We start from the raw sequence: 11,380 nt of genomic DNA on the forward strand, positions 1-11,380 counted from the left end.
GATTTCACGTTTTTTCACACTTGCATTCACGTCTGAAGGCACCTATCTCGTCATGCGTCACATCGCGCAATTCAGCCTTGCCGCCTTGCTCATCGCAAGCCAAATCGGACCGGCGATCAGCACGGCCCATGCTCAACAAACGGACAACCGTGTCAGCTTGAATTTCGTCGACACCGACATCCCCGCCGTGTTGCGCGCGCTGTCGTTGTTCACCCAGCGCAACTTTCTGGTGGACCCTCGCGTCAAGGGCAAACTGACGCTGGTGTCGGACCGACCCGTGGATAGCGGACAGGCGCTGGCCATGCTGACCGGTGCGCTACGACTGCAAGGCTTTGCAATTGTGGATGTGGACGGCGTGACGCGCGTGGTGCCCGAAGCCGACGCCAAGCTGCAAGGCAGCGCGGTGGTGGGCAACACGCCGCCGACCCAGGCGCGGCAAGCTCAGGCGCGTCCCGCACAGGCGGCAGCAGGCGCGCCGGCCGGCAACGCCGCGCGTGGCCCGGTGCCCGTGTCCGCGTTCGCCAAGGGCTCGAGCAGCAGCGGCGAGATGCTGACGCGCGTGTTCCCGCTGAAGTACGAAAACGCCGCCAACCTGGTGCCGGTGCTGCGCCCCATGGTGCCGCCGAATAACCCGATCAACGCGTACCCGGGCAACAACACCCTGGTAGTCACCGACTACGCCGACAACCTGGAACGCATCGCGCAAGTCATCGCGCGCATCGACGTGCCCAGCTCCATCGACACCGATGTGGTGCCGGTGCAGTCCGGCATTGCCACCGACATCGCCATCCTGGCCTCGCAATTGCTGGACACGCAAAGCAGCGACCCCACGCAACGCATCGCCGTGGTGGCCGACCCGCGCAGCAACAGCGTGCTGGTGCGCTCGGGCAGCCCGGCGCGCACGCGGCTGGCGCGCGACCTGATCCTGAAGCTGGACGCGCAGCAAAACCGCGCCGGCAATCTGCACGTGGTCTACATGCGCAACGCGCAGGCCACGCGCATCGCCGAAGTGTTGGGCGGCTTGCTGACCGGACAGGCCAACGCGGCGCCCGGCGCCTCGGGCGGCGCGGCAAGCAGCAACACGGGCGGCGCGCAGAACGGCGCCCGGGCGCAAAACACGTCTGCCGGCAACGCGCCGGCGGGGCAGGGCATGGGGGCAATGTCGGGCTCGTCCAAGGGTGGCTTGTCGGGCGAGCAAGAGCGCATCGCGCGGGAAGACAACAACTCGCAAGCGGTGTCGTATTCGGCCGGCGGCGCCACCATCCAGGCCGACCCGGCCACCAATTCGCTGATCATCTCCGCGCCGGAACCGCTGTACCGCAGCCTGCGTGAAGTCATCGACCAGCTGGACCAACGTCGCGCGCAAGTGCTGGTGGAAAGCCTGATCGTTGAAGTCAGCGAACAAAAGGCCGCTGAATTCGGCATCCAGTGGATGACGGGCGCGGGCAACATCAACAGCAACGGCACCAGCTTTATCGGCGGCACCAACCTGGGCGGCAGCGGCATCACGGGCACCGGGCCCACGTCGATCGACGCCCTGGGCAGCGGCCTGAGCCTGGGGGTGGTCAAGGGCACGGTGGACGTGTTGGGCAACCAGGTCATCAACCTGGGCGTGCTGGCTCGCGCCATGCAGAACACGGGCGAAGCCAACATCCTGTCCACGCCGAACCTGCTGACGCTGGACAACCAGTCGGCCAGCATCCTGGTGGGCAAGACCGTGCCGTTCGTGACCGGCCAATATGTCACGTCGGGCAGCAACGGCAGTTCGAATCCGTTCCAGACCATCGAACGCGAAGACGTGGGTTTGAAGCTGAACATCCGCCCGCAGATTTCGGAAGGCGGCGCGGTCAAGCTGGACATCTACCAGGAAGTCAGCAGCATCGACGAAAGCCGCTCGAACGCCACGACGGGCATCGTGACCAACAAGCGCGCCATCGACACCAGCGTGCTGATCGACGATGGCCAGATCATCGTGCTGGGCGGCTTGCTGGAAGACAACGTGACGTTGACGTCCAACAGCGTGCCCGGCCTGGGCTCGCTGCCGGTGATCGGTTCGCTGTTCCGTTACGACACGCGCAAGCGCACCAAGACCAACCTGATGGTGTTCCTGCGCCCCTACGTGGTGCGCGACGCCAACCGCAGCGCCAGCGTCACGATGGACCGCTACGACTACATGCGCCGCGCGCAGGGCTCCGCGCAACCGGGCCAGCATTGGGCGCTGCCCGATATGCAGGCGCCGATGTTGCCGCCGCCGGGCTCGGCGCCGTCGGTGTCCAACAACGCCTATGACCTGCGCCCCGACCAGCAGGCCGACACGCTGCGCCGCCCGCCGCCCACCACGGTGCAGTCGTTTGCCGTGCGGCAGTATCCCGGCGCGAACCCCACGCGCGATGCCGCGCGCCCGATCCGCGTGTCCGGCGCGCTGATGCACAGCGTGGCGGTGGACCCCGAGTCGCTGCTATGAGCGCGCACCCCTTGCCCTATGCCTGGGCACGGGCGCAGCGCGCCGTGCTGTCGCTGCGCGCGGGGCAGGCGCAGCTGACCGTCAGCCCGCGCACGCCGGAATGGGCGGTGCGCGAGATACGCCGTTGCCATGGCGAGGTGGCGCTGGCGCAGGTGGATGACGAGGCGCTGGAAACGTTGTTGACGGCGGCTTACAGCCATTCGGAGGATGCCGCGTCCGTCATGGGCGTGGCCGAAAACGAGATCGACCTGGACCGCCTGTTGCAGGACATGCCCGAAGTGGCGGACCTGCTGGAAGCGCAGGACGATGCGCCGGTGATCCGCATGATCAACGCGCTGTTCGCCCAGGCCGCGCGCGATGGCGCCAGCGATATCCACATCGAACCTTTTGAGACGCACTCGGTGGTGCGCTATCGCGTGGACGGCACGTTGCGCGACGTGGTGTCACCGCGCAAGGCGCTGCACGCGGCGTTGATATCGCGCATCAAGATCATGGCGCACCTGGATATTGCCGAAAAGCGCTTGCCGCAAGACGGGCGCATCGCGCTGCGCGTGGGCGGCCGGCCGATTGACGTGCGGGTGTCGACCTTGCCCACGGGCCACGGCGAACGCGCGGTGCTGCGCCTGTTGGACAAAGAGGCGGGGCGCTTGCAGCTGGAACGCCTGGGCATGTGCCCCGATGTGCTGACGCAGCTGGACCGCTTGATCCGGCAGCCGCACGGCATCGTGCTGGTGACGGGGCCGACGGGCAGCGGCAAGACCACCACGCTGTATGCGGCATTGAGCCGCCTGGATTCTGCCACCAGCAATATCCTGACGGTGGAAGACCCCATCGAATACGACTTGTCGGGCATCAGCCAGACGCAGGTGAACGCCAAGATCGACATGAGCTTCGCGCTGGCGCTGCGCGCCATCTTGCGGCAGGACCCGGACGTGATCATGATCGGCGAAATCCGCGACCTGGAAACCGCGCAGATCGCGGTGCAGGCGTCGCTGACCGGTCACCTGGTGTTGGCGACGCTGCACACCAACGACGCGGTCTCGGCCGTGACGCGGCTGACGGACATGGGCGTGGAACCCTTTCTGCTGGCTTCGTCGCTGCTGGGGGTGCTGGCGCAGCGGCTGGTGCGCAAGCTGTGTCCGGAATGCAAGAAGCCGTCGATGCAGGATGGCGTGCGCGTGTTTCACCCTGTGGGTTGCCCGACGTGCAATCACACGGGTTACAGCGGCCGTTCCGGCATCCACGAACTGTTCACGGTGGACGATGACGCGCGCCGTTTGATCCACGAAGGCCGCGACGAACGCGAATTGCGCCAGGCCGCCATGGCCGCGGGCATGCGGACGATGCGGCAAGACGGCCAGCGTTGGGTCGACAGCGGGCAGACGTCGCCCGAGGAAATTGTGCGGGTGACGCGCGACGCTTGATGGCGCCTTTTGCTTTTTGCTTTTTTTTTTGCTATTTACCCTTGCTGAAGACGACCGTATCGCCAGAACGGCGGCCCAGGGTGGACATCAGGCCGTCCAGCGCGGCGCGCTGAGCGTCGGTGGCCCCGGGCGCGTACGTCGCCTTGCCATCGAAGCGCACCCCGCGTGGGCCGGCCGTGCCTTGGCCCGTTACCGTCAATAGCCCGCTCTCGGTCGTCAGCGCCAATGTAGCGCCAGACTTTCCCGCGCCTTGCAGACGCAACAGGTAGGTGCCCACGGGGGTGATGGAGGTCAGCGCGGTGCCGGCGTTGCGCCAGCGCAGGTCCGCGATATTGCCCGCGGGCAAATCCCCGCCCAGGCGCAGCGCTTGCCAATTGATCTCCAGCATGCCGTCGGGCGCCAGCGTGTTCCAGGGCGCACCCAGCGCGGGTAACACCGTGGCCGGCACACGCAGGGATTGCGCGGGCAACGACACGCCGGCCCAGCCGACGCGCGCGCGCAGCGGGCCTTGCAACCACGGGTGCGTGATGTCCAGGGCCATCGCATCCCAGCGCCACTGCCATTGCACGGGTTGCGGCAACACGCGCTGCGACCCCGGTGGCCCCAGCGCCACCCACGCGCTGCCTTGCCACAACGTACCGCTGGCATCCGCGAGCGAAACCAGGGAGTCATCCGGCTGCATCGCCAACAGCCAACGTGCCGGCAGCACGCTTGCGGCGGCCGCCAGGAAACACACGCTGCCGGCCAGCCACAGGCCGGCAGTCCGCTTGTTGAAAGGGATGCGCGCCATCAGCGGGCACCCGGCATGGCAAATGAAAGGATCGGCATCAGTGGCTTGCCCCCGCATCGGCGGTGGTTAACGTGATGTGGCCATTGACCAGGCCTGGTAGTGGACGGCCATTGGGATTGGTCGCACGCGTCAATTCCACTTGCTGTGTTTGCAGGCCCCAATCGCGCGCGGCACCATCCAGCCAGCGCAGCAGCGCGGACGAGGGCGCCTGGTTCAACGTCAAGCGCACGCCCTTGCCGGATTCGGGCTGGCCTAGCGACCACATCGCCGCCGGCAGCGCCGCGCCTTCCAGGCTGGCGCTTATTTCGGCGGGCGTGGGGGCAACGGCGACCGGCGTGGCCGAGCGTTGCCGCAGGGCGCGGGCTTGCATCGTCAAGTCGGCCACGGTGGCGGCCTGGCCGCGCAGCGCGGGCAGCTCGGCTTGCAGCTTGCGCACGGTTTTCAGGGGCGGTTCGATCAGCGTGACGAAGATCACGGCGACGCCGACGAGCGCGCCCGCGACAGTGACCAGCCGTCGCTCGCGCGGCGCCAGCGCCTGGTAGCGCTGGCGCGCGCGGGTCAGCGTGGGGTCGACGGTTTTGCGCAACGTCCCGGCGGCGGTTTGCCAATGGCGATGCAGGCGTTCAATGGCGGTCATGGTTGTTTGCGCGTGATGCGCCAGGTGTTATCGGTGTCGCCGCGTTCCAGCTTCAGGCCCAGGGCCGCGGCTTGCTGGATCAGCGCGGGCGTTTCGGAGACGCGCTGCGCGTCGGCACCGGCGTCGGCCAGTTGCAGGGTCAGCGCTTGATCGGCGTACGTCAGCCGCGCGACTTTGTCGGCGGCAAAGGGCAGCGTTTGGGCGGCGGCGCGTGCCAGGGGCAGAAAGTCCCCCGCGCTGGCCGCGCCGCGATTGGCTTGCAGCGCGTCCAGGCCTTGCTGCGCCTGCCGCGCCGGGTCCAGCACGACGGGCAGGTCCGGAAAGGCGGCCAGCACCTGTTGACGCATGCCCGCCGTCAGCGCGTCGGCTTCCGCGCTGAGCCGCGAGGCGTAAAGATTCAATCCCGCAATCCAGACCACCGCCGCGGCCGCGCCCCAGCGCCACACGGGCCGCCAGCGCGACGCGCGCACCGGCGCCAGGCGTGGCATGGCCAACGACCACGAGGGCGACGGCGCGAGCCAACGCGGGTCGGCCGGATCGCGCAAGGGCGTGGCGGATAGATCGGCGTCGAAGGCGGAAGAAGCGGGGGAGGACAGGGTCGAGGACTGGGTCGAGGAAAGCGGGGCGGACGGCTCCGAGGACGGACCGGCCACTGTCGTACCCAGCGTCTGCGGTGCAATCAGCGCGTCGACACGCAGGCCGTGCGTGCTCAACAACGCCCAGGCGCGTCGTACCGGTTCGCGCGGCGACCACGCCAATGCCACGCTGCCATCCGCGGCGCGCGGGCTGAAGCCGATGGCCAGCGCCTCCAGGTCGCTAAGCACCAGGGGTTCCAGCGCGCCGTGCACGGCGGCGGCAAAGCGCGCGCGCGGCACGGCCGGAATGCGGATGGTGGTGGCGATGACGTCGCGCGGGTGCAGCACGGCTTCGCACACCGCGTTGGGATAGGCGTTGCCCAGCGCGTGCAAGGGCAGTTCGCCCTGCTGCGCGCAGCGCCCGCGCCGGTCGAACCAGGCATAGGGCAGCGGCGAATCCGCGCTGAATTCGTCCAGAGGGGCAAGCGCAATGCGCAAGGCGTTTTTCAAGGGGTTTCTCTTGTCCATATCGTATCGGGCGCAGCGGGCGGGGCGCTGCGCACCAAGGCTTGCATGGCGACTCGGGCGCGTTCGTAAACGACGGTGCCGCTGGCCAGGAACCAGCCGCTGGCCGTGGTGACGGTGGGGGCGGGCGCGTCCACGCCGGTGCCGGCAAGACGGTTGCCAAAGTCGCCCGCGTTGTTGAACCAGTTGCCGCGATCCCGCTCGCCCGCCAGCGCGCGCGCCTGCCCCAGCGAAAGGCCGGGCACCAACGCCGCGATGACCTCGGCGGGCGCGGTATTGACATTGACGCTGGTGGCGATGGGCAGCACGGTCATGGTGCGGCGCATCTCGTCGCGCACCGTCGGTTCCAGGCCCAGCTGCGCGGCGATGTCATCCACGCCACGCGGCAGCGGCGCGCGCGCGTCCGGCGCGGTGGCGGGTTGGCCGTTGGGAGCGGACGGCGCATCGGCCGGCAGGGCGGGCGGCTGCGCCATGGCAATGATGTCGATGATGCGCGGCGCCAGCGTATCGGGCAGTTGCTGCGCGGCCAGCAGCCGGCGCAACACCTTTTCCTGCTCGGGTTGCGGCACGCCATTGCGCGCCAGGTTGCTCAGGTTGTACTTGCCCTGTTCATCTTGCACGCGCCCCGAGAACACGGCGACGCGATCGTCTCCCGGGCGCTCGATGCGCGTGTCCAGGATCGGCGTGGCCCAGATCTGGTCGCCGCGCGTCGTGGCTTCGCGCTTGCCGTGATCGCGGATGACCAGGCGCGCCCAATCGATGCCGCCCGCCAGCATGACGCGCGCCTGCACGCGCGCCATTTCGTTTTCCACGCGCCGCGTGCTGGCCGTCTGGCGCTGGAACAGGCTGGTGGTCAAGGCGGCAACAATGGCAACGATGATCAGCGCGCTGATCACCGCGGCGCCCTGTTGCTGCGTGCGCGGGCCGCGTGGGCGGGCAACTTGCTGCGTGTGGCGGCGGCGCATCATGGCAGCTCCAGGATGCGCGTGTAGCGTTGCGGCTGGCCGGGCGCGCCGCGTTCCAGCGCGATTTCGATGCCGGTGGGCGGCGCGCCGAAGCTGGCGTTGGCGTTGGCCCAGCCCACGCCGGGTACCCAGGCGCGCAGGCTCAATGTCTTGACGCCAGGCAGCAGCAGCACGCCATTGACGGCCGCGGGTAGCGGGCTGCGCGGCGTGGGCGGGCCGCTGACGCGCCACAAGCCGTCGGTGCGCACCTGCCACTGCACGCGTTGCCACAGGCCGTTGCCGTCCGGGTCGGGGCGCAGCAGTTCCAGCGTCTGGCCGCCCTGGTTTTGGCGCAGCAGGCGCACGCCGCTGGTCAGCGTGACGGCGTCCTTGCCTGCTGCGTCAAAGCCGGGGCCGGAATAAGACAGTTCCACATCGCGCGACATCTGCCCCAGCGTGCGGACGATGGCGTCGGTGTCTTCGGCTTGCTGCTCGATCCAGTCGCGCGCGCTGGACACGCTGGCCAGCCCGCGCCAGGCCATCAGGCTGACCAGCGCCATCAGCGCCAACGCGACCAGCACTTCGATCAGCGTAAAGCCCGCCTGGCGGGCGGCGCGCGAAACGGGGCGTTGCATCGTCATCGCAGGCTGGACAGCAGGCCGTCCAATTGCAGCAGCACGGCGTCCGGGCGGGCGGAGCCGGCATCGTGGACGTTGACCGACACTTGGCGGAAGCTGCGGTTCATGGAATTGGTAAAGACCAGCTCGCACTGCAACGCGCGCCCGCCTTGCGGGCAGGGCACGGTTTGCGAGCCGGCGCGCGGCAGGCTTTGTTCCAGGCGCAATTGGGTCAAGGCATTCTGCGCGGCCAGCAGCGCCAGCGTTTTGTCCTGCAAGGCGCGGTTGTTGGCCGTCATGACGCCCGTGGCGCGCAGCGCGGCGGCCATCGCCACGGCGATGATGGCCAGCGCCACCAAGACCTCGATCAGCGTAAAGCCGCGTTCACGGCGCGCGCGGGCGGGGATGGCGCGGGGCATATCGAGGCGGGCGGCGGCCTCTGGCGAGCCGCCCGTATCTGGCACGGCGTCCCCGTCCGTGGGAACGACCACGTCGCATCGTTCGCCCGCGCGGCAGGAAAATCTAGTGGATTTCATAACGGCCGGCGGCGTCGCGTTGCAGGGTGACCGTGGCATCGCCCGCGTGCAGGGTCAGGGTGATCGGATCCGCGACCCATTCGGTGTTGAACACCAACGGGCGATCGGGCGTCAGCCGCAGTTGCACGGCACCCGCGCGCCAGGTTTGCGGGCGCAGCATGTCGTCGCCTTCCAGGCGATCCACTGGCACGACCACGTTTTCCTGGGCGCTGGGGCCGGGTGGGCGGCCCGCGCGTTCAAACGACCAGCCGGTGTTGCCGGCCAACCAGCGGATGGACCGGCCATCGCTGCGCGCCTCGCTCTGCGCCACGGTGAACGCGTCCGCCAGCCGCTGCGCATCGGTGCGCAGGCCGTTGTCGCGCTTGCCAATCGACAAGCTGACCATGCTGGCCGCGATGGCCACGATCACCAGCACCACCAGCACCTCGACCAGCGTGAAGCCGCGTTCAGAGTTCCCAGGAACCAATGTCGGCATCGCCGCTTTCCCCGCCGGGCTTGTTGTCGGCGCCAAACGAGAACACGTCGATGTCGCCCTTGACGCCCGGGCTCAGGTATTGATACGGATGGCCCCAAGGGTCATTGGGCAGCTTGTCCAGATAGCCGCGCCAGTTCGACGCGCCATCCGGTTTTTCAGCCAGCGCGCGCAGGCCCTGCGCGGTGCTCGGATAGCGGCCGTTGTCCAGCCGGTACAGCTTCAACGCCTGCATGATGCCCGCAATATCCTGCCGCGCCGCCACCTGGCGCGCCTGGTCCGGGCGATCCAGCACACGCGGCACAATCAGGGCCGCCAAGATTCCCATGATCACAATCACCACCATGATCTCGATCAGGGTGAAACCTTGCTGACGGGCAAGCCCGCGCGGTAACTGACGCACTTTACGACTCCGGTCTTCTAGTAGAAGCCCGGGATTGTGGATATGAAATATGACAGTAATGCTTGCGTTGGCGTGGCGGCGGCAAAAACCCCGGGCATTGCGGCTTCCCACAACTGGTGGCGGCTTCGGCTTTGTGTCTATACTTTCCGAATGTCTTGCTTCGGGTCGCAAGACGCCGATAAAAGGGAAGCGCTCATGCGGTCCATCATTTCTCATAGCGGCTTGGTCGCCTTCATTGTCGAGGGCGCCAGGGCCGACAGCAACCGTTCGCTGCACTTGCTGCGCGCTATCGAAGACACCGTGGCCAGCAACGAAGTGCTGGCCAATACCTTTGAAGCCATTTCAAGAAACGCCGCCGATGTTGCCTACGCCATCTGCCGTGCGCCCGCAAACGAACGGCAGCCCCTGGATCCTGATGGCGCATTCCAGGCTGCGTTTGACGAAACGCTGGATGTGGTGGCGGAGCTAGGCCGCACACTGGAGGAAAAGCGCCTGGCCGCCTCGCTGGATCGTCAACTTCGTGACAGCGATGGGGTGGTGGAGTCATTCGTCAAGGCAATCATTCAGGTCAAGGATGCCTTTTCCCATTTGCACGACTTGAAATGGGCCGTGATGGAAAATGACGCCGACGCGGCGGCGGTGGTCACGGGCGGGCCCCAGGACGACGTCGAGGCGTTCCTCAAGTCCTTGGGTCAATAGATTTGGCGGCCATACTGATCAGGGCGCTGTCCAGAAAAGAGACTTTCGACCGTGACTTTCGCCGGGCTCCTGTTGAAATCCAGAATGCCGCAAAGAACGCCATTCGCGATTTGATGCGTTGCCCGCAACCTAGCAAGCTGAGAATGCACTCGATCACCGGCTGCTTTGACCCGCGCATCCTGAAAATAGACGTGCTGGCCAACAAGTCCTGGCAAATCACATTTGAAATGGACGGTTCCGTGGCGATTCTGCGGCGGTTGGGCACACACCGGAATATTGATCGAAGCCCGTGAATGGGCCCGATAGTGTCATCGCCATCAGCGGCGGGAATCGGTGCAAGCCTCCCGCCTGCTACCATGGCCCTTCTACAAGGAGCGGTAATGGCTACAAAAGAGAAGTCTTCGACTGGTTTGGCAGCGTTGGTTGAAAAGGCGCTTCAACAGAAGAAGCTGGCTGCCGCCACGCAAAAGCCGACGGGATCTTCCCTGTCGAACATGGCGGGACGCAAGCAGATGGGGCGTCCCGCAGGCCGTAAGCGCTGATCGGCGGGCGCGGTAAGGACGCGCCAGCGGGTCTGCAACCCCGCATCATTCTTTTCCCTGCGTAATGCCCGCTGGCGCCGCCAACGCGGCGGGCGTTGCCAGGCGATTCAATCTTCCCCCTTGCTCGACCGTCACGGCGTCTACTGCGATATCGCGCAGCACGATGCCTGGCGCCACTTCGGCGCCGGCGCGCCACGCCAGTGGCGGGCCACCATCCACACTAAGCACCGCCGCCCCATCCGGGCCGGCCGCGATCAGGCCCAGCACGCTGATCTGCGTGCGCATCACTTCATCTTTGCCAAACCATAGCGCCACCGGCGTGTTGTCGGCCGCGCGCGGCGGGGCCGCGGACACGGCGGGCGGCAGCGCGCCCGGACGCGGGGCCAGCAAGATTGACGCCCACACCCCCAAGCCGGCGGCCAATGCCAGCACGGCAATCACGCGCAGCGTGGCGGGGGCGGAGGGCAGGGTGGGGCGAAACGACAGAGGCATGGCGAACAGGAAACGGTTGGGCGGTTAGGCGGTGGAACGGATAAGCGTTGGAACGGTGAAGCGGTGAAGCGGTGAAGCGGTGAAGCGGTGAAGCGGGGTAGCGGTGCAGCGGTGCAGCGGTGATGCGGCGATGCGGTAATGCGGCAATGCGGTGATGGGGTGAAACGGTAATGCGGTAATGCGGCAATGCGGTGATGCGGTGAAGCGGCGATGCGGCGAATCGTGAAGCAACGCGCCTGACTATAGCGGCGCTTCGTGAC

Annotated in this window: 14 protein-coding genes; 5 read left to right on the top strand and 9 right to left on the bottom strand. The window is 67.2% G+C overall.

The window, feature by feature from the left end; translation table 11 throughout:
• Window positions 1-52: 52 nt before the first annotated feature.
• Together gspD and gspE are read left to right on the top strand one after the other, a co-directional pair.
• Window positions 53-2,464: a type II secretion system secretin GspD gene (gspD, locus tag KYT87_RS10730; RefSeq protein WP_219992213.1), complete on the top strand. Its 2,412-nt coding sequence runs from the start codon at window positions 53-55 to the stop codon at window positions 2,462-2,464.
• Complete coding sequence (gspE, locus tag KYT87_RS10735; protein ID WP_219992214.1) at window positions 2,461-3,888, top strand: type II secretion system ATPase GspE; 1,428 nt, start codon at window positions 2,461-2,463, stop codon at window positions 3,886-3,888. The genes gspD and gspE overlap by 4 nt, the downstream gene beginning before the upstream one ends.
• A gap of 31 nt (window positions 3,889-3,919) precedes the next feature.
• On the opposite strand, the gene gspN is transcribed toward gspE, so the two are convergent.
• Genes gspN through gspG form a run of 8 tightly spaced genes read right to left on the bottom strand, consistent with a single transcriptional unit; the run spans window position 3,920 to window position 9,387 of the window.
• Entirely contained in the window at window positions 3,920-4,678 is a 759-nt protein-coding gene (gene gspN / locus KYT87_RS10740) for a type II secretion system protein N (protein ID WP_219992215.1), read from the bottom strand.
• 37 nt (window positions 4,679-4,715) lie between these two features.
• Complete coding sequence (gene gspM, locus KYT87_RS10745; RefSeq protein ID WP_219992216.1) at window positions 4,716-5,315, bottom strand: type II secretion system protein GspM; 600 nt, start codon at window positions 5,313-5,315, stop codon at window positions 4,716-4,718.
• A complete protein-coding gene (gspL, locus tag KYT87_RS10750) occupies window positions 5,312-6,400 on the bottom strand; it encodes a type II secretion system protein GspL (protein ID WP_255594057.1) in 1,089 nt (362 codons plus the stop codon). The genes gspM and gspL overlap by 4 nt, the downstream gene beginning before the upstream one ends.
• Window positions 6,397-7,383 (bottom strand): type II secretion system minor pseudopilin GspK, encoded by a 987-nt coding sequence (gspK, locus tag KYT87_RS10755; RefSeq protein WP_255594058.1) that lies wholly within the window; start codon window positions 7,381-7,383, stop codon window positions 6,397-6,399. The genes gspL and gspK overlap by 4 nt, the downstream gene beginning before the upstream one ends.
• Complete coding sequence (locus KYT87_RS10760) at window positions 7,380-8,000, bottom strand: prepilin-type N-terminal cleavage/methylation domain-containing protein (RefSeq protein ID WP_219992218.1); 621 nt, start codon at window positions 7,998-8,000, stop codon at window positions 7,380-7,382. Before KYT87_RS10760 ends, gspK begins: the two co-directional genes overlap by 4 nt.
• On the bottom strand, window positions 7,997-8,512 hold the full coding sequence (gene gspI / locus KYT87_RS10765; protein ID WP_255594060.1) for a type II secretion system minor pseudopilin GspI: 516 nt from the start codon (window positions 8,510-8,512) through the stop codon (window positions 7,997-7,999). The genes KYT87_RS10760 and gspI overlap by 4 nt, the downstream gene beginning before the upstream one ends.
• Complete coding sequence (gene gspH / locus KYT87_RS10770; protein WP_046804608.1) at window positions 8,499-8,987, bottom strand: type II secretion system minor pseudopilin GspH; 489 nt, start codon at window positions 8,985-8,987, stop codon at window positions 8,499-8,501. The genes gspI and gspH overlap by 14 nt, the downstream gene beginning before the upstream one ends.
• Window positions 8,959-9,387 carry a type II secretion system major pseudopilin GspG gene (gene gspG, locus KYT87_RS10775; protein WP_046804609.1) on the bottom strand — a complete coding sequence of 143 codons (429 nt, stop codon included), beginning with the start codon at window positions 9,385-9,387 and terminating at the stop codon, window positions 8,959-8,961. The genes gspH and gspG overlap by 29 nt, the downstream gene beginning before the upstream one ends.
• 42 nt (window positions 9,388-9,429) lie before the next feature.
• On the opposite strand from gspG, the gene KYT87_RS10780 reads away from it, so the two are divergent.
• The 3 genes from KYT87_RS10780 to KYT87_RS10790 all read left to right on the top strand — a co-directional run bounded on the left by KYT87_RS10780 (window position 9,430) and on the right by KYT87_RS10790 (window position 10,628).
• The gene (locus KYT87_RS10780; protein WP_219992219.1) at window positions 9,430-10,086 is read left to right on the top strand and encodes a hypothetical protein; all 657 of its coding nucleotides are present in this window, start codon (window positions 9,430-9,432) and stop codon (window positions 10,084-10,086) included.
• A 2-nt stretch (window positions 10,087-10,088) separates the two neighbouring features.
• Entirely contained in the window at window positions 10,089-10,379 is a 291-nt protein-coding gene (locus tag KYT87_RS10785) for a hypothetical protein (RefSeq protein WP_219992220.1), read from the top strand.
• Between the two features lie 87 nt (window positions 10,380-10,466).
• Window positions 10,467-10,628 (top strand): hypothetical protein, encoded by a 162-nt coding sequence (locus KYT87_RS10790; RefSeq protein WP_006218955.1) that lies wholly within the window; start codon window positions 10,467-10,469, stop codon window positions 10,626-10,628.
• Between the two features lie 45 nt (window positions 10,629-10,673).
• On the opposite strand, the gene KYT87_RS10795 is transcribed toward KYT87_RS10790, so the two are convergent.
• Window positions 10,674-11,120, bottom strand: a complete 447-nt coding sequence (locus tag KYT87_RS10795; protein WP_219992221.1) for a general secretion pathway protein GspC — start codon at window positions 11,118-11,120, stop codon at window positions 10,674-10,676.
• Window positions 11,121-11,380: the final 260 nt, after the last annotated feature.

The organism is Achromobacter sp. ES-001, assembly GCF_019448355.1.
GTDB lineage: Bacteria > Pseudomonadota > Gammaproteobacteria > Burkholderiales > Burkholderiaceae_B > Achromobacter > Achromobacter spanius_B.

What these genes read in the sequence shown, in the direction of transcription:
- KYT87_RS10760 (WP_219992218.1), bottom strand. Translation starts at nt 8,000, where the DNA reads ATGACGATGCAACGCCCCGTTTCGCGCGCCGCCCGCCAGGCGGGCTTT.
- gspE (WP_219992214.1), top strand. Translation starts at nt 2,461, where the DNA reads ATGAGCGCGCACCCCTTGCCCTATGCCTGGGCACGGGCGCAGCGCGCC.
- gspD (WP_219992213.1), top strand. Translation starts at nt 53, where the DNA reads ATGCGTCACATCGCGCAATTCAGCCTTGCCGCCTTGCTCATCGCAAGC.
- gspM (WP_219992216.1), bottom strand. Translation starts at nt 5,315, where the DNA reads ATGACCGCCATTGAACGCCTGCATCGCCATTGGCAAACCGCCGCCGGG.
- gspK (WP_255594058.1), bottom strand. Translation starts at nt 7,383, where the DNA reads ATGATGCGCCGCCGCCACACGCAGCAAGTTGCCCGCCCACGCGGCCCG.
- KYT87_RS10790 (WP_006218955.1), top strand. Translation starts at nt 10,467, where the DNA reads ATGGCTACAAAAGAGAAGTCTTCGACTGGTTTGGCAGCGTTGGTTGAA.
- gspI (WP_255594060.1), bottom strand. Translation starts at nt 8,512, where the DNA reads ATGAAATCCACTAGATTTTCCTGCCGCGCGGGCGAACGATGCGACGTG.
- gspH (WP_046804608.1), bottom strand. Translation starts at nt 8,987, where the DNA reads ATGCCGACATTGGTTCCTGGGAACTCTGAACGCGGCTTCACGCTGGTC.
- KYT87_RS10795 (WP_219992221.1), bottom strand. Translation starts at nt 11,120, where the DNA reads ATGCCTCTGTCGTTTCGCCCCACCCTGCCCTCCGCCCCCGCCACGCTG.
- gspN (WP_219992215.1), bottom strand. Translation starts at nt 4,678, where the DNA reads ATGGCGCGCATCCCTTTCAACAAGCGGACTGCCGGCCTGTGGCTGGCC.
- KYT87_RS10780 (WP_219992219.1), top strand. Translation starts at nt 9,430, where the DNA reads ATGAAATATGACAGTAATGCTTGCGTTGGCGTGGCGGCGGCAAAAACC.